This is a genomic window from Actinokineospora sp. HUAS TT18, assembly GCF_051364635.1.
GTDB lineage: Bacteria > Actinomycetota > Actinomycetes > Mycobacteriales > Pseudonocardiaceae > Actinokineospora.
Genome location: NZ_CP195645.1, coordinates 4,000,358 through 4,018,601, shown reverse-complemented (window position 1 = coordinate 4,018,601; position 18,244 = coordinate 4,000,358). Strand labels below are relative to the sequence as shown.

The window sequence follows — 18,244 nt, the reverse complement described above, 5'->3', positions numbered from 1 at the left end:
GCGGCCACCCTCACTCGTAGCTGATCTCCACTTTCTCGCTGACCGGCAGCGACTGGCAGGCCAGCCGGATGCCCTCGTCGAGATCGTCTTTGTCCAGCACCTCGTTGTTCAGCAGCTTCACCTCGCCGGACACCAGCCGGTAGGCGCACGCGCTGCACGCGCCCTCGCGGCAGGAGTACGGCGCGGCCAGGCCCTTGTCCAACAGTAGGTCCAACAGCTTGGTGTTGACCGGCCAATCGAGCCGGTGCCGCGTGCCGTCGAGCTCCAGCTCCACCACCGCGGTGCCCGCGTCCGGGTCGGCGGCCGGGGCCACCAGCTCGAACGGGTTGGCGCCCAGCGACGCGAACCGCTCCAGGTGGCGCCGGTCGCGCGGGAAGCCCAGCGACTTGAGCGCCTCGGTCACCGCCTTCATGAACGGCGCCGGGCCGCAGGTGAACGCGTCGAACTCGGCGAAGGACCGGGCGAACTCGGTCAGCTGCGCGACTGTCGGCAGGCCCTGCACGCTCTCCAGCCAGTGGACGACGGTCAGCCTGCCCGGGTGCGCGGCGGCCAGCACGCGCAGGTCGTCGGCGAAGATCACCGACGTCTCGCCGCGGTTGGCGTAGAACAGCACGATCCGGCCCGACCCGGCGGCCAGCGCCGACCGCAGGATGGACCGGACCGGCGTGATGCCGCTGCCGCCCGCGAACAGCAGCAGGTCGGCGTCGAGCGACTTCGGTGTGAAGATCCCCGACGGCGGCAGCACCTCGACCGTCGAACCCGCGCGCAGGTTGTCGCACACCCAGTTCGACGCGTACCCGTCCGCGGTCCGCTTGACCGTGACGCGGGGTTTGCCGCTCTCGTGCGGGGAACTCGACATCGAGTAGCACCGCGCGACCGAGCCGCACTGGTCGCTGGGGACGCGCAGCGTCAGGAACTGCCCGGGGGCGTAGTCGAGGTCGGCGTCGAAGACGATCGTGTGGGCGTCGGCGGTCTCCTCGATGACCTCGGCCACCCGCAGCACCCGCGGCTCAGTCACCGGGCACCTCCAGCCTCCCGTCGCGCACCGCCTGCTCGATCGACTCCCGCAGCGTCCAACACGTGTCGACCAGCGCGCTCAGCGTCCCGTCGGCCACCGCGGCGGCGAATTCGGGACACGTGTCGGCGGGCGCGGAGGTCCACTGCACGCTGGTGTGCCGGGCGCTGGTCTTCTTCACCAGCACCTTCGTCGCGCACCGCGCGCACTCCAGCGGCACCATGCCGCCGCCGAGGAACTCCTGCCGCTCCGACATGGCTACCCCTCGCGCGCGGCGAGGTTCTCGGCGACCTCTTTCTCCCAGACCTCGTTGGCCCGGCTGGTGTCGACCTCGAACTCGAACCGCCTCGTCATGTCGTCGGTGACGTCGGCGGCGTCGACGTAGAACTGCTCGTACCAGCGGCGCAGCTGGTAGACCGGGCCGTCCTCCTCGCACAGCAGCGGGTTGTCGACGCGGATCTTGTTCTTCCAGATCTCCACGTCCTGCCGGAAGCCGACGCCGAAGCTGCGCGCGAACTTGCCCGCGATCTTGTCGGCGTCCTCCTTGGAGAGCCCCGGCAGCCGCTTGACGATCACGCCCCACTGGAGCACGAACGCGTTCTCGCTCACCGGGTAGTGGCAGTTGATCAGCACGGTCTCGATGACCGTGCCCTTGTAGTCGTTCCACAGGTAATTGATCATGTACGACGGCCCGTAGTACGACGCCTCCGAACGCAGCGCCAGGTCCTCCGAGGCGTAGCTCGACTTCGAGTACACGTCCGGCCGCCCGCGCGAGTTCAGGTACTGGGTGGCGATGTGGCCCTCGAAGATGTTCTTGAACAACGTCGGGAACGCGAAGTGGATGTAGAAGAAGTGGGCCATGTCGACGAGGTTGTCGATGATCTCGCGGCAGTTGGACCCGTCGATGCGCACGCTGTCCCACGTCCACGCGCTCCACTCGTCGGAGAACGCGCCGTCTACCCTGGGGATCACCACGTCCTCCGGCGGCGGGTTGCCCTCCGGGTCGTTCCACACGAACAGCTGCCCGTTCTGCTCCAGCGTCAGCCAGGAGCGGGTGCGGGCGCGCAGCGGGATGCGCTTGGCGTAGGGGATCGCCGCGCACTTGCCGTTGCCCGCCCAGCGCCAGTCGTGGAACGGGCAGGCGATGTTGTCGCCCTTGACCGTGCCCTGGGTGAGGTCGCCGCCCATGTGGCGGCAGTAGCCGTCGAGCACGTTGAGCGTGCCGTCCGCGGTCGCGAACACCACGAGCTTGGTGCCGAACGCCTCCACCGCGTGCGGCTTCCCGTCGCGGAACGACTCGGCCAGGCCGAGGCAGTGCCAGCCGCGGGCGAACCGCGCGGGCGGGCGGCCCACGTCGAGCGTGCGGACGTCCGGGTCAGTCATGCTGTCCTCCAGCCAGGTCCTGCGCGGCCAGGTAACCGAAGACCATGGCCGGTCCGAGTGTGGCGCCGGGTCCGGCGTAGGTGTGGCCCATGACCGCGGCGCTCGCGTTGCCCGCCGCGTACAGACCGGGGATCGGCGTGCCGTCGCCGCGCAACACGCGGGCGTGGGTGTCGGTGCGCAGGCCGCCCTTCGTCCCCAGGTCGCCAGGGACGATCCGCACCGCGTAGAACGGCGGCTTGCCGATCTCGCCGAGGCACGGGTTGGGCTTGCTGCGCGGGTCGCCGTAGTAGCGGTCGTACGCGCTCTCGCCACGCCGGAAGTCCTCGTCGACCCCGGACCGCGCGAACCCGTTGAACCGCTCCACAGTGGACTCCAGCGCGGCGGCCGGGACGTCGATCGCCGTCGCCAGCGCGCCAAGCGTGCCCGCCCGGAACACCGCGCCAGACTTGTACCAGCGCCCGGGCAGGGGCTGGCGCGGGCCGAGTCCGGCGAAGACGTACCGGTTGCGGTAGCGCTGGTCGAGGATCAGCCACGCCGGGATGTGCGGCTTGTCGTCGGTGTGCCCGTCGTACATCGCGTGCACCGCGTCGACGTACGGCGAAGCCTCGTTGACGAACCGCTCACCGGCCTGGTTGACCATCACGCACCCGGGCAGGGTGCGCTCGGCGAGGCAGAAGTACGGTCCCCGCGGCAGCACGATGGACGGGCCCCACCAAGCGTCGTCCATCAGGTCCACCGCGGCGCCGAGCCGAAGCCCCGCCTCGATCCCGTCCCCGGTGTTCTCCGGAGCGCCGACAGTCCAGTCGGCTGTGATTGGTTCCCGTTGGTACTCCTTTCGCATCCGCTCGCTGCGCTCGAATCCACCGCTGGTCACCACCACTCCCAGCCGCGCTTCCAGTATCCCGTTTTCCGTGACGACGCCAACGACTCGACCGTCCGCTGTGGACAAGTCGAGCATGGGTGTGGACAACCGCACCTCGACGCCCGCGTCGGCCAACCCGACGCGCAATCCGGCGGACAGCGCCTGTCCCATCGTCAGCATCTCCCGGCCGCGCGCCAGCGCCAGCATCCGCCTGCCCGCGACCCGCGCCGCGCGCAGCAATCCACGTGGGTGCCGGGCCATCAGGTTCATCCAGCGGTAGTCGGCCTGGGTGATCGCCATGCCGGTGGGCGCCTTCAGGTACGGCGGCGTCAGGTTCTTCCGTTCCGCGCCAAGGAGTCGCGCGTTCAGCGGCTTCGGCTCGACCGACCGCCCGCCGGGCAGCCCGCCCGGCGCCTCCGGGTAATAGTCGGCGTAATCGGGCACCCATGCCAGGTCGAGCGGGGTGCTGGCCAGCACGAAGTCGAGCACGGCGGGGCCGTTGTCGAGGAACGCCTGCCTGCGGTCGGCCGGGACGACGTCGCCGACGATGTGCGCGAGGTAGGCGGCGGCCTTGTCCGGGCTGTCCGGCACGCCCGCGGCGAGCAGGGCGCTGTTGTTCGGGATCCACACCCCGCCACCCGAGCGCGCGGTCGAGCCGCCGAACGTCGCCGCCTTCTCGATCAGCACCGTTCGCAGGCCGCGGTGCGCGGCGGCCAGCGCCGCGGTCATCCCCGCGGCGCCGCTGCCGACCACCACCACGTCGTACTCGGGCACGGCCACCTCCGGTCGTTCGGTTCCCGACAATACTAGAACAGGTTATAGTTCTGCTCGGCTCACCGCTACGGGATCTGCGGATTCATGGGAGGGAACGAGTTGCAGGAGTCGGTCGATATCGTGGTCGTGGGGTTCGGCGCGGCCGGGGCCTGCGCGGCCATCGAGGCGGCCTCGAACGGCGCCGACGTGCTCGTCCTGGACCGCTACGGCGGCGGCGGGGCCACCGCGGCGAGCGGCGGCGTCGTCTACGCGGGCGGCGGCACGACGGTGCAGCGGGCGGCCGGGGTGGTCGACACGCCGGAGGCGATGGCCGACTATCTGCGGCTGGAGGTCGGCGACGCGGTCACGCCTGAGACGCTCCGGGCGTTCGTGGACGACTCGGTCGGCATGATCGAGTGGCTGACGGACCAGGGCGTGCCGTTCGAGGGCAGCTTGTGTCCGACGAAGACGTCCTATCCGACCAACAAGCACTACCTCTATTACTCCGGCAGCGAACGCTCGTTCCGCGACAAGGCCACCCCCGCGCCGCGCGGCCACCGCGCCAAGGGGCCGGGCACGTCCGGCAAGCTGCTGCACGCCCGTCTCGCCGCCGCCGCGGTGCGGGCCGGGGCGCGGGTTCGAGGGCAGACCGAGGTGGTCGGCCTGGTCACCGAGGGCGGCCGCGTCACCGGCGTCGAGTGCCGGACCCTGGCCGCCGCGTCCCGGTGGGTCCGGCTGCGGCACCGGCTGCTCAGCAAGTACGCGGCGAAGCCCGGCCTCTACGTCCCCGCGCTCCGCAAGGCGCTGACCAGGCGCGCGACTCGACTGGAGCGTCGGCACGCCAAGCCGCTGACGATCATGGCGCGGCGCGGTGTGGTCATCGCGGCGGGCGGCTTCGTGACGAACCGCGAGATGCTGCGCGAGCACGCCCCCGCGTATCGCGGCGGCCTGCCGTTGGGGACCGCGGGCGACGACGGTTCCGGCATCCGGCTCGGCCAGTCGGTCGGCGGGGTGGTCGGCGCGATGGACAAGGTGTCGGCGTGGCGGTTCATCACGCCGCCGTCCGCGCTGCTCGAAGGCGTTCTCGTGGCCGAGGACGGGTCTCGGGTGTGCGACGAGTCCCGCTACGGCGCGGCCATCGGCCACGAGCTGATCACCCACCACGGCGGCCGCGGCTGGCTGCTGATCGACGACCGCGGCGTCCGCGAGGCGCGGCGGCAGGCCAGGTCACAATCGCTGTGGTTCCAATACCTCCAGGTGCGCTATCTGCTGCGGGTCGCGCGCGTCAGCGGCCGGACCGTCGAGGAGGTCGCGGGCAAGGTCGGCATCGACGCGGCGGGCCTGGCCAAGACTCTCGACGCCTACAACGCCGCCACCGTCGACCCGCTCGGCAAACCCGATGAGCTGGTCCGCCTGCTCGAAGGACCGTTCTCCCTCATCGACGTGTCGATCAAGCCGTCGGTCGGCTACCCGTGCCCGATGCTCACCCTCGGTGGGCTCTTGGTCGACGAACGCACCGGCCAGGTCCGAAGCGCGGACGGGGTCGTCGACGGCCTCTACGCGGCGGGCCGATCAGCGGTCGGCCTCTGCTCTTCCTCGTATGTCAGCGGATTGGCGCTGGCCGACTGCGTGTTCTCCGGCCGCCGGGCCGGGCGCTCCCTCGCCGCCAAGGAGTCCGACAGTGCTCACGGTTGATGAACGCACGCTGATCGCGGACCGGCTGCGGTCCGCCGAACGCGACCGGGCGCCGATCCCGCCGCTCATCGAGACCAGCCCCGGCCTCGGCGCCGCCGACGCCTACGAGATCCAGCTGATCAACATTCGCAGGCGGGAGGCGGAGATCGTCGGCCACAAAGTGGGCCTGTCGTCGGCCGCGATGCAGCAGATGATGGGGGTGGACGAGCCCGACTACGGGCACCTGCTCGCCGACATGCGCCTGTCCCAGAGCGAACCCGTCGACGCGCTGCGGTACTGCTATCCCCGCGTCGAGATCGAGGTCGCGTACCTGCTCGGCGACGACCTGCCGGGGGAGGGCTGCACGGAAGCCGACGTGCTGGCGCGCACCGAGGCGGTGGCGCCGTCGATCGAGCTGGTCGACAGCCGGATCGTGGACTGGCGCATCAGCATCGCCGACACCATCGCCGACAACGCCTCCGCCGCTGGCTACGTGCTGGGGGACGCGCGGGTCGCACCGTCCGATGTGGACTTGAAAGGTATCGACGCGGTGTTGACCCGCAACGGGGAACAGGTGGCCGCGGGCCGGTCGGACGCGGTCCTCGGCGACCCGACCCGCGCCGTGGCGTGGCTGGCCCGCAAGGTCGCCGCGTTCGGCGTGCGACTGCGGGCGGGTCATGTCGTGCTTCCCGGGGCTTGCACTCGCGCTGTCGACGCGCGGCCGGGTGATGTTTTCGTGGGCGAGTTCAGCGGGCTCGGCCAGGTGTCGTTGACTTTCGGAGGTACGCGATGAAGGCGGCGATCGTCGGCTCGGGGAACATCGGGACGGACTTGCTCTACAAGCTGCAACGGTCCCCGCTGATCGAGCCGCTCTGGATGGTCGGCGTCGACCCGGCCAGCGAAGGCTTGGCCCGCGCACGCGCTCTTGGCGTCGAGGCGTCCGCCGAGGGCGTCGACTGGCTGCTCGCCCAGGACGTGCTGCCGGACCTGGTGTTCGAGGCGACCTCGGCGTCGGTCCACCGCGCCCATGCGCCGCGCTACGCCGAGGCCGGGATCACCGCGATCGACCTGACGCCTGCCGCGATCGGCCCGTATGTCGTTCCTCCGGTCAACCTCGGCACGCACGACGCCACCAACCTCAACCTCATCACCTGCGGCGGCCAGGCCACCATCCCGATCGTCCACGCGGTGTCGCGGGTAGTGCCGGTGGCTTACGCGGAGATCGTCGCGACCGTGTCGTCTGCCTCCGCCGGCCCCGGCACTCGGGCGAACATCGACGAGTTCACCCGCACGACCAGCCGCGGCATCGAATCCGTCGGCGGCGCGGAGCGAGGAAAGGCGATCATCGTCCTCAACCCCGCCGACCCGCCGATGGTCATGCGCGACACCATCTTCTGCGCGATCCCCCCGGACGCGGACACCGACAAGATCGCGTCGTCGGTGCAGGAGATGGTCGCGGAGGTCGCGGGCTACGTCCCCGGCTACCGCCTGCTGTCCGACCCCCAATTCGACCCCGACGACGACGGCGGCCCCGCGCGGGTGACGGTGTTCATCGAGGTGAAGGGCGCGGGCGACTTCCTGCCGGAGTACGCGGGCAACCTCGACATCATGACCGCCGCCGCAACCCGCGTCGGCGAACTGCTGGCATCGCGGGGTGGAGCATGATCCGGGTTACGGACACGTCGTTGCGGGATGGGTCGCACCACAAGCGGCATCGGTTCACCGGCGATGAGGTGCGGGCGATGGTCGCGGCCATCGACGGGGCCGGGGTGCCGGTCATCGAGGTCGCCCACGGGGACGGGCTCGGCGGCTCATCGTTCAACTACGGGTTCTCCACCACGCCCGAGCAGGAACTGATCCAGATCGCGGTCGCCACAGCCGAGCGGGCCAAGATCGCCTTCCTCATGCTCCCCGGCGTCGGCGTCAAGGACGACATCCGGGCCGCGCAGGACAACGGTGCGTCGATCTGCCGGATCGCGACGCATTGCACCGAGGCTGACATCTCCGTTCAGCACTTCGGGTTGGCCCGCGAGCGCGGCCTGGAGACCGTGGGGTTCCTGATGATGGCCCACTCCCAGCCGCCGGAGGTGCTGGCGCGGCAGGCGAGGATCATGGCGGACGCGGGCTGCCAGTGCGTCTACGTGGTCGACTCGGCGGGCGCGCTGGTCCTGGAACAGGTGGGCGACCGCGTGGCCGCGCTGGTCGCTGAGCTCGGTGGCGACGCGCAGGTCGGGTTCCACGGACACGAGAACCTGGGTCTCGGGGTCGCCAACTCGATCGCCGCGGTGCGGGCCGGGGCGGTGCAGATCGACGGCAGCACGCGCCGGTTCGGGGCGGGCGCGGGGAACACACCGGTCGAGGCGTTCGTCGGGGTGTGCGACAAGCTCGGCATCGAGACCGGCGTCGACTTCTTCGCCATCGTCGACGCCGCAGAGGACGTGGTGCGGCCGGTGATGCCGCAGGAGTGCACGCTCGACCGGCTGGCGCTGATCATGGGCTACGCGGGCGTCTACTCCAGCTTCCTGCGCCACGCCTACCGCCAAGCCGAACGCTACGGCGTCCCCGGCGCGCGGATCCTGGTGCGCGCGGGGGAACGCAAACTTGTTGGCGGGCAAGAGGACCAGCTCATCGACATCGCCTTGGAGCTGCGACGCGAGGATGGTCTCTAGTCGAGCCGGTGGTCGATCGGGACGCTGACCGTCGGCGTCGGGTCGTGGTTCTGGCCGGTCGGCGGCGCGCCGGTGATCAGCAGGGCCGTGGTCAACGCGGTCGCCGCGGCCGTTCCGGCGATCAGTCGCATGAACGACGCCAGCTTCATGGACACGTACATGGCCTACCTCCATTCCAAAGGCTGAGACTGGGTGTGTGCACCCGGACAGGTGAAATCGTTATCGGCGCGATCGGCCCCGAAAATGCTCTGAGCAGCGTCTTTTGCACCATTGCGGTCTCCTCTCAGTCGTCGGGCCCCCGAGACCCGGCGTTTGGACTTGACGGACGCAACGTCAATCCCTAGATTGCGCGATGACCGCCCAGGAAGCAAGCGCCTGATGCAATTGCATGACGCCGATTGCGCTGCACCACCCGGTTGGCGTATCAGCGCGATCTATGCCCCCAGGGAGGTGAAGTGCCCGCGCAAGGCCCGTTGATCCCGCGCCGCCGACTCGGCGCGGAACTTCGCCGACTCCGGGAAAGCGCCGGACTGCACCTGGAAGACGCCGCCGAGCGCCTGGAGTGCAGCACGTCGAAGATCAGCAGGCTGGAGACGGGCCAGGGCATCCCCAAGACGCGCGATGTCCGCGACCTGTTGAACCTCTACGGCGTGGACGACCAGAAGGCCGTGGAGCGGCTGCTGCGCTGGGCGGGCGATGGCAAGCGGCAAGCCTGGTGGCAGGACCTCGCCGACGTCATGTCGACCAATCTCGGCGCCTACATCTCCCTGGAGTCCGAATCGACCCGCATGCGGGTTTTCGGCGGCTCGTATGTCTACAGCCTGTTCCAGACCCCGCAGTACGCCGAAGCGATGTTCCGTGACCTCTTTCCCCGGGATGGCCACGATGCGATCGAAGGGCGTGTTCAGCTGCGGGAGGAGCGCAAGGCGCAGATGTCGGTCCGTGAGGAGCAGCCGCGGATCGACGTGATTCTCGAGGAGGCGGTCCTGCGTAGGGTGATCGGCTCACCCGAGGTGATGGCCGCCCAGCTGGAACGCTTGACCGAGGTCAATTCCGAGCGCGACCGATCGCTGCGGATCTATCCGTTCTCGGCGGGCGCGGACCTGGGGATTCAGTGCACGTTCGTGGTGTTCACGTTCGAATCCGATTATGACCGCAATGCGGTCAATCTGGAACTCAGCGGCGGCGATCGCTGGCTCGAGCAGGACTCTGACGTGGCGAGATACACCAGAATTTTCGACACTCTGGCAAGCAAGTGCCTGTCGGAGTCCGAATCTGTCGCCATGATCAAAAAGATCATGGGTGAGTTCCGGGAGCAGCGTTGAAGGTTGATACTGGGTACCGTCAGAGTTCCTACTGTGCCAGCGGAAGCTGCGTCCAGGTGGCGGTACTGTCCGATGGGCAAGTCGCACTACGTGACTCCAAGGAACCGTCGCTGCCGCCGCATGTATTTACCTCGGACGAGTGGGTCGCATTCACGCTCGGTGTGAAAGCGGGCGAGTTCGACTACCCGGAGACTGGTATCTGAACTCCGCGCTAGCTCGGTTGGACGATCGCCATAGTGAGTTATCGACCGCTAACCTTGTGTTGAGGGTCGAATCGCCATCGGTGCGCCGAATTGGGTCCTGGCCCTCTCCTGGGTGTGTTGTCGGGGCTAGGAGGCGACCGTGGCTGACATCTACCGCAAGAGCAGTTTCTGCACGAGCGGCTCCTGCGTGGAGGTTTCCTCTGGTGGCGGAGGGGCCGTACGGATCCGTTCGAAAGGCGGATGTCGACTGCGGATCGGCGCCCCGGGTGCTTGGTCGCAACTGCTGTCCTGCGTGAAGGATGGCCGCTGGGACCGCACCCGGGGTGGCGGTTCGCCGGTTTGATCGCGGGTCGATCCGTCGACAGAAACGAGAACGTGTTCTAGTCTGACTCTGTCAGCGGGAACACGTTCCAGTTTGGGGTGCGGTCGATGAGTGACGACGTCCTTGCCGCGGTCGAGGACCTTCTGCCCGGCCTGCGTGAGCGGGCGCAGGAGACCGAGGACGCCCGCCGGATTCCGGTCGAGTCGATCAAGGCGCTGCGGGAGGCCGGCTTCTTCAAGCTGCTCCAGCCCGCCCGCTACGGAGGACAAGAAGCATCGCCGAACGTGTTCTACAAGGCGGTGCGCATGGTCGCCAGCGCGTGCGGGTCGACCGGCTGGGTCGCGTCCGTGCTCGGCGTCCACCCCTGGCAGCTCGCCCTGTTCGACGACAAGGCGCAGCAAGAGGTGTGGGGTGAGGACACCGACACGCTGGTGTCGTCCTCCTATGCCCCGATGGGCCGCGCGACACCCACGGATGGTGGGTTCCGGTTCAGTGGGCGCTGGAGCTTCTCGTCGGGCTGCGACCACGCCGACTGGGTGTTCCTCGGCGGCCTGATCCTCGGTGACGACGGCGCGCCCGTGGACTTCCGCACGTTCCTGCTCCCGCGCGCCGACTACGTCATCGAGGACGTCTGGGACACGATCGGTCTGCGCGGGACGGGCAGCAACGACATCATCGTCGACGACGTCTTCGTGCCCGAGCGCCGCACGCTCAGCTTCATGGCGACCGGCAAGTGCGTCTGCCCCGGCCAGGAGGTCAACACCGCGCCCGTCTACCGGCTGCCGTTCGCGTCGGTGTTCTCGTGCTCGATCTCGGTGCCGGTCATCGGCATGGCCATGGGCGCCTACGAGGCGTATCTCGGCTACACGCGCGAACGTGTGCGCGCCTCGACCGGGGGCAAAGCCGCTGACGACTCGTTCACCCAGCTCAGGATCGCCGACGCGGCCAGTCGGATCGATGGCGCGATCATGCAGGTCGAGCGGGACATCGAAGAGGAACTCGCCCATGTGACCGCGGGCGAGAAGATCCCGATGACGCTGCGGATGCGGGTGCGGCGCGACCAGGTCAACGCGACCGGGGCGGCCATCGCGGCGGTGGACCGGCTGTTCGAGAGCGCCGGTGGGCGCGCGCTGAAGGCGGGGACGCCGATCCAGCGGTTCTGGCGCGACGCGCACGCGGGCCGGGTGCACGCGATCAACGACCCGGAGAAGGCGCTGGCCATGTTCGGGCAGTCCGAACTCGGCCTGCCGGTGCGGGACGCGTGGGTGTGACCATGCCGTACGTCGACACCGGCTCGTTCAAGGTCCACTACCAGGAAGCGGGCGAGGGCAAGCCGCTGGTGCTGCTGCACGGCGGCGGTCCCGGCGCGTCCGGCTGGAGCAACTTCGGCCGCAACGTCCCGATCTTCGCCGAGCGGTTCCGCACGATCGTCATCGACCAGCCCGGGTATGGCAAGTCCGACAAACCTGAGGTCCAGGGCCAGTACTTCACCTTCAGTGCCGACGCCTTGCTGTCCATAATGGACGAACTCGGCATCGAGAAAGCCGACCTCGTAGGAAACTCGCTCGGCGGCGGCACCGCTGTCCGGTTCGCGCTGCGCCACCCCGACCGCGCGGGCAGGCTCGTGCTGATGGCGCCCGGCGGGTTGGGGCTCAACGTCTTCGCGCCCGACCCGACCGAGGGCGTCCAGCGGCTCGCCCGGTTCGGTGCCGCGCCGACGAAGGAGAATCTGGCCGATTTCCTGCGCACGCTCGTGTTCGACCGTTCCCTGGTCACCGACGAACTCGTCGAGGAGCGGTTCGCCGCCGCAGCTGACCCGGCAGCGCTCAAGGCGATGGCGTCCATGGGCGCGTCGTTCATGCGGCCGGACACCTTCGAGGAAGGGATGCTCTGGCGCGAGGCCCACCGGCTGCGGCAGCGCGTGCTTCTCATCTGGGGCAGGGAGGACCGCGTCAACCCACTCGACGGCGCTCTGGTCGCCCTCAAACTCATCCCACGCGCCCAACTGCACGTTTTCGGCCGCTGCGGGCACTGGGCGCAGCTGGAGAAGTTCGCCGAGTTCAACCGGCTCGTGCTCGACTTCCTGACCGACGGGGGCAGCTGATGGGCATCCGGTCCCTGGCCTACCTGCGGATCGAGGCCACCGACATGGCCGCGTGGCGTGAATACGGCCTCAAGGTCCTCGGGATGGTCGAGGGTAAAGGCATCCACCCGGATGCGCTCTACCTGCGGATGGACGACTTCCCGGCCCGCCTCGTGATCGTGCCCGGCGACGCCGACCGGCTCGCGTGTTCCGGCTGGGAGGCGGCGAACGCGGCCGAGCTCGACGAGGTCCGGACGAACCTGTCCGACGCGGGTGTCGCGTTCAAGGAGGGCACCGCCGAGGACATCGCCGACCGCAGGGTCGCCGAGCTGATCCGCTTCGAGGACCCGTCCGGCAACACGCTGGAGGTCTTCCACGGCGCCGCGTTGGAGCACCGGCGCGTGGTCAGCCCCTACGGCCACCGGTTCGTCACCGGAGAACAGGGCCTCGGCCACGTCGTCCTGTCTACAAAGGACGATGGCGCGGCGCTGGTGTTCTACCGGGACGTGCTCGGCTTTCGGCTGCGCGACTCGATGCGCCTGCCGCCGCAGCTCGTGGGCAGGCCCGCCGACGGGCCGCCCGCGTGGCTGCGGTTCTTCGGCTGCAACCCGCGCCACCACAGCCTCGCGTTCCTGCCCATGCCCACGCCCAGCGGCATCGTGCACCTGATGGTCGAGGTGGAGAACTCCGACGACGTCGGCCTGTGCCTCGACCGCGCGCTGCGCCGCAAGGTGCCGATGTCGGCCACGCTCGGCAGGCACGTCAACGACCTGATGCTGTCGTTCTACATGAAGACACCCGGCGGCTTCGACGTCGAGTTCGGTTGCGAGGGCAGGCAGGTCGACGACGCCGACTGGATCGCGCGGGAGAGCACGGCGGTCAGTCTGTGGGGCCACGACTTCGGCGTCGGTCAGCGATGACCGCGGCCATGGTCGACTCCCGCGCCTTCCGCACCGCGCTCGGCCACTTCTGCACGGGCGTGACGGTCGTGACGGCGGTCGACGCGGGGGAGCCGGTCGGGTTCGCCTGCCAGTCGTTCGCCGCGCTGTCGCTGGACCCGCCGCTGGTGTTGTTCTGCCCCGGCAAGCGGTCCCGCGCGTGGCCCGCGATCGAACGGTCGGGCCACTTCTGCGTCAACGTGCTCGCCCACGGTCAGCGCGACCTGAGCACGGTGTTCGGCACCGCGGGCGTCGACAAGTTCGCGGGCGTGGCGTGGCATGAGGCGCCGTCGGGGTCGCCTGCGCTCGACGGTGTGCTGGTGTGGGTCGACTGCGCGATCGAGGCCGTGCACGACGCGGGCGACCACTACGTCGTCGTCGGCCGTGTCACGACGCTGAGCGAACCCCGCGACGACCGGCCGCTGCTGTTCTACCGCGGCCGCTACTCCGCGACCGAGGCGCCGGAGACGACCCCCGGCGTGCTGGAAACGCTGATCACCTGGTCGCGAGACGACGACTGGATGTAGGCCCGAACAGCCTCGCCGAGCCGTGGGCGCGCTTGAAGTACAGGTGCGCGTCGTGCTCCCAGGTGATCGCGATGCCGCCGTGCAGCTGGATCATCTCGGCGGCGACCGTCTGGAACGCCTCCGAGCAGTGCGCCCGCGCCGCGCAGGCGAGGTCGAGCGACTCCGCGGCGGCCTCCGCGATGGCGGACGCGGTCTCGACCAGCACATACAGATCCGCCATGCGGTGTTTCAGGGCCTGAAACGAGCCGATCGGCCTGCCGAACTGGATCCGCTGCTTGCTGTAGGCGACGGTCAGCTCCAGGCACCGCGCCGCCGCGCCCGCCTGTTCGGCCGCGAGAAGCACGTGTGCGACGTCCTTGGCGTGGCGCAGCGCGGCGGTCGCGTCGCCGCCGATCCGGGTGCCCTGGCCGTCGAAGGCGAGCGTCGCGAGCCTGCGCGTCAGGTCGAGTGTCGGGGTCGCGGCCGCGGTGGCCGGGGTCACCTCGAACAGGCCGGTCCCATCCCCGGTTCGGGCCGCCACGAGCACGGTGTCGGCGATGTCACCATCGAGTACGTAGTGTGCAGTTCCGGTGACTCTGCGCAGTTCCGCCGCGCACGCGGGCTGCTCGAAATCCCATGCGCCGTCGGGTCCGGTCCATGCCAGTGTCGCCACCCGACCGGCCGCGATCCCGGGCAGCAGCCGGGCGGCGGCCTCGGTGTCCCCGGTAGCGAGCACGGCGTGCGCGGCGACGGCCGTGCCGAGCAGCGGCGACGGGGTCAGCGTCCGCCCGAGTTCGCCCAGCACCACGGCGGTTTCCGGCACACCCGCGCCGAGCCCGCCGAACTCCTCCGGCACGCCGAGCGCGGCCACACCGATGTCGTCGCACAGCTTGCGCCACAAGTCTTCGTCGTGTCCGCGATCGGAACCCATCGCGGCGCGGACTGCGGCGCTGTCGGAAAGTCGCGACAGCATCGATCGGACACTGTCGCGCAGCGCGGTCCGTTCATCGGTCACCCGCCGATTACACCAAACAATCGCTTGGTTGACTAGGCGGACCGCTGCGGTTCGCGGATGCCGATTCGCTAGGGTCGTGTGTCCACGGGAACGCCACGTTCGAGGAGTGCCGGGTCATCGAAGAGGGTCAGCTTGTCGCGGATCGGTACCGGCTGCTGGAGTCCATCGGCAGCGGTGCCATGGGTGTCGTCTGGCGGGCCAAGGACGAACGTCTGGGGCGGGTCATCGCGGTCAAGCACCTGCACCCGCGCCCGGGCCTGAGCCCGGAGCAGACCGACGAGGCGCGCAGGCGCGCGATGCGGGAGGCGCGCATCGCCGCGCGGCTGCAGCACCGCAACGCCATCGCGATGCTCGACGTCGTCGAACACGACGACGACCCGTGCCTGATCATGGAGTTCCTGGCGTCGAAGAGCCTGTCGCAGGTGCTGGCCGAGCGCGGCACGCTGCCGCCGGACCAGGTCGCCGCGATCGGCTCGCAGGTCGCCGCCGCGCTCGCCGCGGCGCACGCGGCCGGGATCGTGCACCGCGACGTCAAGCCGGGCAACATCCTGCTGTCCGACGAGGGCACGGTGAAGATCACCGACTTCGGCATCTCCCGCGCGCTCGGCGACGCCACGATCACCGAGACCGGCATGCTCGCGGGCACCCCCGCCTACCTGGCCCCCGAGATCGCCCGCGGCCAGGACCCCGGCCACGCCGCCGACGTGTTCTCCCTGGGCGCCACGCTCTACCACGCGGTCGAGGGCTCGCCGCCGTTCGGCTTGAACCCCAACCCGCTGGCCCTGCTGCACGCGGTGGCCAAGGGCCACGTCGACCCGCCCCGCAACGGCGGTTCGCTGACGCCCGCGCTGATGTCGCTGCTGCGCGCCGACCCGACCCACCGGCCCACGATGGCCGAGGCCGCCACCACCCTGGCCGCCCCGACCGCGCCCCTGCCGATCGCCGACAACACCGTGGACCTGCGCGCGGGCTTACCCCGCATGACGGACCAGCCACGCCCGCCCGCGCGCCAGGCTGTCGGCCTGCGCACCGGTCCGCGGCCCATCCAGGCCCCGCCCGCCGAGACCACCGTGCCCGTCCAGCGGGTCGAGCTCGATCGTCCTGCCCCGCCGAAGCGCCGGGTTCCGCTGGTCGGCGTGGTTCTCGCCGCCGTCCTGGTACTCGGCGGCGCTGTCACGTTCGTGGTGCTCAACTCGGGCAAGGGCGCCTCCGGCCAGGCCACGCAGACCTCGTCGGCCCCCACGACCAAGTCGTCGGCGCCGGTCCCGCAGGCGGCCAAGATCACCGACTACGGGGCCGCGGGCAGGCACGTCGTCGACTTCTACGACGTCGACGCCGCCAAGGCGTGGGACATGCTCGGCCCCAACGGCAAGGCCGCGTTCGCCGACCGCGCCGCGTTCGCGGCGTACCGGGAGTCGGTGAAGTACATCAAGTACGGCAAGGCGCTTGTCGAAGGCGAGAACCCGGACGGCTCGGTGACGGTCGGCATCGACGTGACCACCAAGACGGCCGCCGGGGAGAGCGCGAGCAGGCGGTTCGTCAAGGTGATCCTGGTGGGCGGCACCTACTTCATCGACTCCGAGGCGAAGTAAGCGCTTCGAGGATTCGCGTGCGGTGGAAGGACGCTGTCCCCCACAGCGCGCGCAGTGTGCGCGTCCTCGCCAGCCACAGACTGAGGTCGCACTCCTGGGTGTAGCCGACGGCGCCGTGGACCTGCAGCGCTGTCCGCGCGGCCAGGTTCGCGGCCTCGCCCGCGGCGACCTTCGCCGCGGAGATGTCTTCCCGCGTGAACGTGACCGCTGCCCCGAACACCAGTGGCCGGGCAAATTCGACCGCCACGAACACGTCGGCCAGCTTGTGTTTCACCGCCTGAAACCGGCCGATGGGCTGCCCGAACTGGGTGCGGACCTTCGCGTAGGCGACCGTGCGGTCGAGCATGGCGTGCGCCAGGCCGACGAGTTGGGCCGCGCACGCAAGCGCGCCCCAGTCGAACGCGGGCTCGCCGGGGAGCACCACGTCGGCGACATCCGCGTCCACCGCGGCGGGCACGTGCGGCGGGAGCGTCACGGTGGCGATGAGGTCGCCCGCGGCCAGCGACGGCAGCAACTCCTGACCGAGCAGCCACGGCGCGACGGCCACCGACTCCAGGAGCGGACCGGGGGTGGCGTGGTAGCCGAAGCGGTCCATCGCGACGACCATGTCGACGGCGGTGGCGTCGAGGCCGCCTGCCTGCTCCGGCACCAGCAGGCCGAACACACCGACTGTGCCGAGCTTGCGCCACAGCGCGAGGCCGGGGCCGTGGTCGCCGGACGCCCAGGCGCGGGCGGGGGTGGTGTCGGCCAGCAGGGCGTCCAGGGAGGCGGCGAACGCGTGCTGCTCGGGGGAGAGGGCGAACCTCATCGGGGGAGTCCCAACAGGCGTTCGGCGATGACGTTGCGCTGGATCTCGTTGGTCCCCGCGTAGATGGGACCGGCGAGGGCGAACAGGTAGCCGTCGAGCCAGGTCTGGTCCTCGGTGGGGCCGAGCAGGTCCAGCGCGGTCTCGTGCATCGCCACGTCCAGCTCCGACCAGAACACCTTCGCCGCGCTCGACTCCGCGCCGAGGGCGCCCCCGGACTCCAGCCGCGTGACGGTGCCGAAGGTGTGCAGCTGGTAGGCGCGCGCGGCGATCCAGGCGTCGGCGACGCGCGGGTCGCCGGTCGCCGCCCATCGCCCGACCAGCCGCGACGCCGTGGCGAGGAAGCGGCCGGGGCTGCGCAGCGACAGGCCGCGTTCGTTCGACGCGGTGCTCATGGCCACCCGCCAGCCCTCGCCGACCGGGCCGAGAACGTCGTCGTCGGGGACGAACACGTCGTCGAGGAAGATCTCGGCGAAGCCCGGTTCGCCGTCGAGCTGGTTGATCGGGCGGACGGTCACGCCCGAGGCCCGCAGGTCGAACAGGAAGTACGTCAAACCCTTGTGCTTGGCCGACTCCGGGTCGGAGCGGAACAGGCCGAACGCCTTGTCCGCGAAGGCCGCGCGCGAACTCCACGTTTTCTGGCCGGACAGCAGCCAACCGCCGTCGACCTTGACCGCGCGGCCGCGCAGGGACGCGAGATCGCTGCCCGACTCCGGCTCCGACCACGCCTGCGCCCAGACGTCCTCCGCGCGCGCCATCCTCGGCAGCAGGCGGTCGCGCTGCTCCTGGGTGCCGTGCGCGAACAGGGTCGGGGCCAGCAGGAAGATGCCGTTCTGGCTGACCCGGCCGGGCGCGCCCGCGGCGTGGTACTCCTCCTCGAACACCAGCCAGTCGACCAGGGACGCGTCGCGGCCGGTGTACTCGGCGGGCCAGGACACGACGGCGAGCCGGGCGTCCGCCAGGGTCTGCTCCCACTCGCGATGGGCCGCGAAACCCGCTGCCGTGTCCATCGAGGGGAGCGTCGGCGCGTTGTCCGCCAGCCAGGACCGCACTTCCAGCCGGAAGGCCGGGTCAGTGTCGAGGTTCATGCCGAGCTCCG

The 18,244-nt window shown here is 70.1% G+C and carries 19 protein-coding genes; 11 read left to right on the top strand and 8 right to left on the bottom strand.

Features of this window, described 5'->3' with window-relative positions; translation table 11 throughout:
* Nucleotides 1-10: 10 nt before the first annotated feature.
* From ACSHT8_RS17960 to kstD, 4 genes are read right to left on the bottom strand one after another with little or no spacing between them, the layout of a single operon-like run.
* Complete coding sequence (locus tag ACSHT8_RS17960) at nucleotides 11-1,018, bottom strand: 2Fe-2S iron-sulfur cluster-binding protein (protein WP_436491979.1); 1,008 nt, start codon at nucleotides 1,016-1,018, stop codon at nucleotides 11-13.
* Nucleotides 1,011-1,271 carry a hypothetical protein gene (locus ACSHT8_RS17955; RefSeq protein ID WP_436491977.1) on the bottom strand — a complete coding sequence of 87 codons (261 nt, stop codon included), beginning with the start codon at nucleotides 1,269-1,271 and terminating at the stop codon, nucleotides 1,011-1,013. Before ACSHT8_RS17955 ends, ACSHT8_RS17960 begins: the two co-directional genes overlap by 8 nt.
* A gap of 2 nt (nucleotides 1,272-1,273) precedes the next feature.
* Nucleotides 1,274-2,398: a Rieske 2Fe-2S domain-containing protein gene (locus ACSHT8_RS17950; RefSeq protein ID WP_436491976.1), complete on the bottom strand. Its 1,125-nt coding sequence runs from the start codon at nucleotides 2,396-2,398 to the stop codon at nucleotides 1,274-1,276.
* Nucleotides 2,391-4,040: a 3-oxosteroid 1-dehydrogenase gene (kstD, locus tag ACSHT8_RS17945; protein ID WP_436491975.1), complete on the bottom strand. Its 1,650-nt coding sequence runs from the start codon at nucleotides 4,038-4,040 to the stop codon at nucleotides 2,391-2,393. Before kstD ends, ACSHT8_RS17950 begins: the two co-directional genes overlap by 8 nt.
* A gap of 78 nt (nucleotides 4,041-4,118) precedes the next feature.
* On the opposite strand from kstD, the gene ACSHT8_RS17940 reads away from it, so the two are divergent.
* Genes ACSHT8_RS17940 through dmpG form a run of 4 tightly spaced genes read left to right on the top strand, consistent with a single transcriptional unit; the run spans nucleotide 4,119 to nucleotide 8,356 of the window.
* Nucleotides 4,119-5,708 (top strand): FAD-binding protein, encoded by a 1,590-nt coding sequence (locus ACSHT8_RS17940; RefSeq protein WP_436491974.1) that lies wholly within the window; start codon nucleotides 4,119-4,121, stop codon nucleotides 5,706-5,708.
* Nucleotides 5,695-6,480 carry a 2-keto-4-pentenoate hydratase gene (locus tag ACSHT8_RS17935; RefSeq protein WP_436491973.1) on the top strand — a complete coding sequence of 262 codons (786 nt, stop codon included), beginning with the start codon at nucleotides 5,695-5,697 and terminating at the stop codon, nucleotides 6,478-6,480. The genes ACSHT8_RS17940 and ACSHT8_RS17935 overlap by 14 nt, the downstream gene beginning before the upstream one ends.
* On the top strand, nucleotides 6,477-7,352 hold the full coding sequence (locus tag ACSHT8_RS17930) for an acetaldehyde dehydrogenase (acetylating) (protein ID WP_436491972.1): 876 nt from the start codon (nucleotides 6,477-6,479) through the stop codon (nucleotides 7,350-7,352). The genes ACSHT8_RS17935 and ACSHT8_RS17930 overlap by 4 nt, the downstream gene beginning before the upstream one ends.
* A complete protein-coding gene (dmpG, locus tag ACSHT8_RS17925; RefSeq protein ID WP_436491971.1) occupies nucleotides 7,349-8,356 on the top strand; it encodes a 4-hydroxy-2-oxovalerate aldolase in 1,008 nt (335 codons plus the stop codon). Before ACSHT8_RS17930 ends, dmpG begins: the two co-directional genes overlap by 4 nt.
* Here dmpG and ACSHT8_RS17920 read toward each other — a convergent pair.
* The gene (locus ACSHT8_RS17920; RefSeq protein WP_436491970.1) at nucleotides 8,353-8,517 is read right to left on the bottom strand and encodes a hypothetical protein; all 165 of its coding nucleotides are present in this window, start codon (nucleotides 8,515-8,517) and stop codon (nucleotides 8,353-8,355) included. The two genes, dmpG and ACSHT8_RS17920, sit on opposite strands and share 4 nt — an antisense overlap.
* Nucleotides 8,518-8,811: 294 nt before the next feature.
* On the opposite strand from ACSHT8_RS17920, the gene ACSHT8_RS17915 reads away from it, so the two are divergent.
* The 6 genes from ACSHT8_RS17915 (at nucleotide 8,812) to hsaB (ending at nucleotide 13,754) form a co-directional block, all read left to right on the top strand.
* On the top strand, nucleotides 8,812-9,681 hold the full coding sequence (locus tag ACSHT8_RS17915) for a helix-turn-helix domain-containing protein (RefSeq protein WP_436491969.1): 870 nt from the start codon (nucleotides 8,812-8,814) through the stop codon (nucleotides 9,679-9,681).
* The gene (locus tag ACSHT8_RS17910; protein WP_436491968.1) at nucleotides 9,678-9,884 is read left to right on the top strand and encodes a DUF397 domain-containing protein; all 207 of its coding nucleotides are present in this window, start codon (nucleotides 9,678-9,680) and stop codon (nucleotides 9,882-9,884) included. The genes ACSHT8_RS17915 and ACSHT8_RS17910 overlap by 4 nt, the downstream gene beginning before the upstream one ends.
* Before the next feature lie 429 nt (nucleotides 9,885-10,313).
* Entirely contained in the window at nucleotides 10,314-11,477 is a 1,164-nt protein-coding gene (hsaA, locus tag ACSHT8_RS17905; RefSeq protein ID WP_436491967.1) for a 3-hydroxy-9,10-secoandrosta-1,3,5(10)-triene-9,17-dione monooxygenase oxygenase subunit, read from the top strand.
* Between the two features lie 2 nt (nucleotides 11,478-11,479).
* Nucleotides 11,480-12,310, top strand: coding sequence for a 4,5:9,10-diseco-3-hydroxy-5,9,17-trioxoandrosta-1(10),2-diene-4-oate hydrolase (gene hsaD, locus ACSHT8_RS17900; protein ID WP_436491966.1), 831 nt, complete (start codon nucleotides 11,480-11,482; stop codon nucleotides 12,308-12,310).
* Entirely contained in the window at nucleotides 12,310-13,209 is a 900-nt protein-coding gene (hsaC, locus tag ACSHT8_RS17895; RefSeq protein ID WP_436491965.1) for an iron-dependent extradiol dioxygenase HsaC, read from the top strand. The genes hsaD and hsaC overlap by 1 nt, the downstream gene beginning before the upstream one ends.
* On the top strand, nucleotides 13,206-13,754 hold the full coding sequence (hsaB, locus tag ACSHT8_RS17890; RefSeq protein ID WP_436491964.1) for a 3-hydroxy-9,10-secoandrosta-1,3,5(10)-triene-9,17-dione monooxygenase reductase subunit: 549 nt from the start codon (nucleotides 13,206-13,208) through the stop codon (nucleotides 13,752-13,754). The genes hsaC and hsaB overlap by 4 nt, the downstream gene beginning before the upstream one ends.
* Here the strand turns inward: hsaB and ACSHT8_RS17885 are convergent.
* Nucleotides 13,723-14,748 (bottom strand): acyl-CoA dehydrogenase family protein, encoded by a 1,026-nt coding sequence (locus tag ACSHT8_RS17885; protein WP_436491963.1) that lies wholly within the window; start codon nucleotides 14,746-14,748, stop codon nucleotides 13,723-13,725. The two genes, hsaB and ACSHT8_RS17885, sit on opposite strands and share 32 nt — an antisense overlap.
* Before the next feature lie 179 nt (nucleotides 14,749-14,927).
* Here ACSHT8_RS17885 and ACSHT8_RS17880 point away from each other — a divergent pair, with 179 nt between their 5' ends.
* Nucleotides 14,928-16,340 carry a serine/threonine-protein kinase gene (locus ACSHT8_RS17880; RefSeq protein WP_436491962.1) on the top strand — a complete coding sequence of 471 codons (1,413 nt, stop codon included), beginning with the start codon at nucleotides 14,928-14,930 and terminating at the stop codon, nucleotides 16,338-16,340.
* Here ACSHT8_RS17880 and ACSHT8_RS17875 read toward each other — a convergent pair.
* Entirely contained in the window at nucleotides 16,318-17,148 is an 831-nt protein-coding gene (locus tag ACSHT8_RS17875; RefSeq protein ID WP_436491961.1) for an acyl-CoA dehydrogenase family protein, read from the bottom strand. The genes ACSHT8_RS17880 and ACSHT8_RS17875 overlap by 23 nt on opposite strands.
* Entirely contained in the window at nucleotides 17,145-18,233 is a 1,089-nt protein-coding gene (locus tag ACSHT8_RS17870) for an acyl-CoA dehydrogenase family protein (protein WP_436491960.1), read from the bottom strand. The genes ACSHT8_RS17875 and ACSHT8_RS17870 overlap by 4 nt, the downstream gene beginning before the upstream one ends.
* Nucleotides 18,234-18,244 lie beyond the last annotated feature (11 nt).

Bases quoted from the DNA above. Each gene is read 5' to 3' on its own strand.
- ACSHT8_RS17955 (WP_436491977.1), bottom strand. From the start codon at position 1,271: ATGTCGGAGCGGCAGGAGTTCCTCGGCGGCGGCATGGTGCCGCTGGAG.
- ACSHT8_RS17950 (WP_436491976.1), bottom strand. From the start codon at position 2,398: ATGACTGACCCGGACGTCCGCACGCTCGACGTGGGCCGCCCGCCCGCG.
- ACSHT8_RS17940 (WP_436491974.1), top strand. From the start codon at position 4,119: ATGGGAGGGAACGAGTTGCAGGAGTCGGTCGATATCGTGGTCGTGGGG.
- ACSHT8_RS17930 (WP_436491972.1), top strand. From the start codon at position 6,477: ATGAAGGCGGCGATCGTCGGCTCGGGGAACATCGGGACGGACTTGCTC.
- dmpG (WP_436491971.1), top strand. From the start codon at position 7,349: ATGATCCGGGTTACGGACACGTCGTTGCGGGATGGGTCGCACCACAAG.
- ACSHT8_RS17920 (WP_436491970.1), bottom strand. From the start codon at position 8,517: ATGTACGTGTCCATGAAGCTGGCGTCGTTCATGCGACTGATCGCCGGA.
- hsaA (WP_436491967.1), top strand. From the start codon at position 10,314: ATGAGTGACGACGTCCTTGCCGCGGTCGAGGACCTTCTGCCCGGCCTG.
- hsaD (WP_436491966.1), top strand. From the start codon at position 11,480: ATGCCGTACGTCGACACCGGCTCGTTCAAGGTCCACTACCAGGAAGCG.
- hsaC (WP_436491965.1), top strand. From the start codon at position 12,310: ATGGGCATCCGGTCCCTGGCCTACCTGCGGATCGAGGCCACCGACATG.
- hsaB (WP_436491964.1), top strand. From the start codon at position 13,206: ATGACCGCGGCCATGGTCGACTCCCGCGCCTTCCGCACCGCGCTCGGC.
- ACSHT8_RS17880 (WP_436491962.1), top strand. From the start codon at position 14,928: ATGGGTGTCGTCTGGCGGGCCAAGGACGAACGTCTGGGGCGGGTCATC.
- ACSHT8_RS17875 (WP_436491961.1), bottom strand. From the start codon at position 17,148: ATGAGGTTCGCCCTCTCCCCCGAGCAGCACGCGTTCGCCGCCTCCCTG.
- ACSHT8_RS17870 (WP_436491960.1), bottom strand. From the start codon at position 18,233: ATGAACCTCGACACTGACCCGGCCTTCCGGCTGGAAGTGCGGTCCTGG.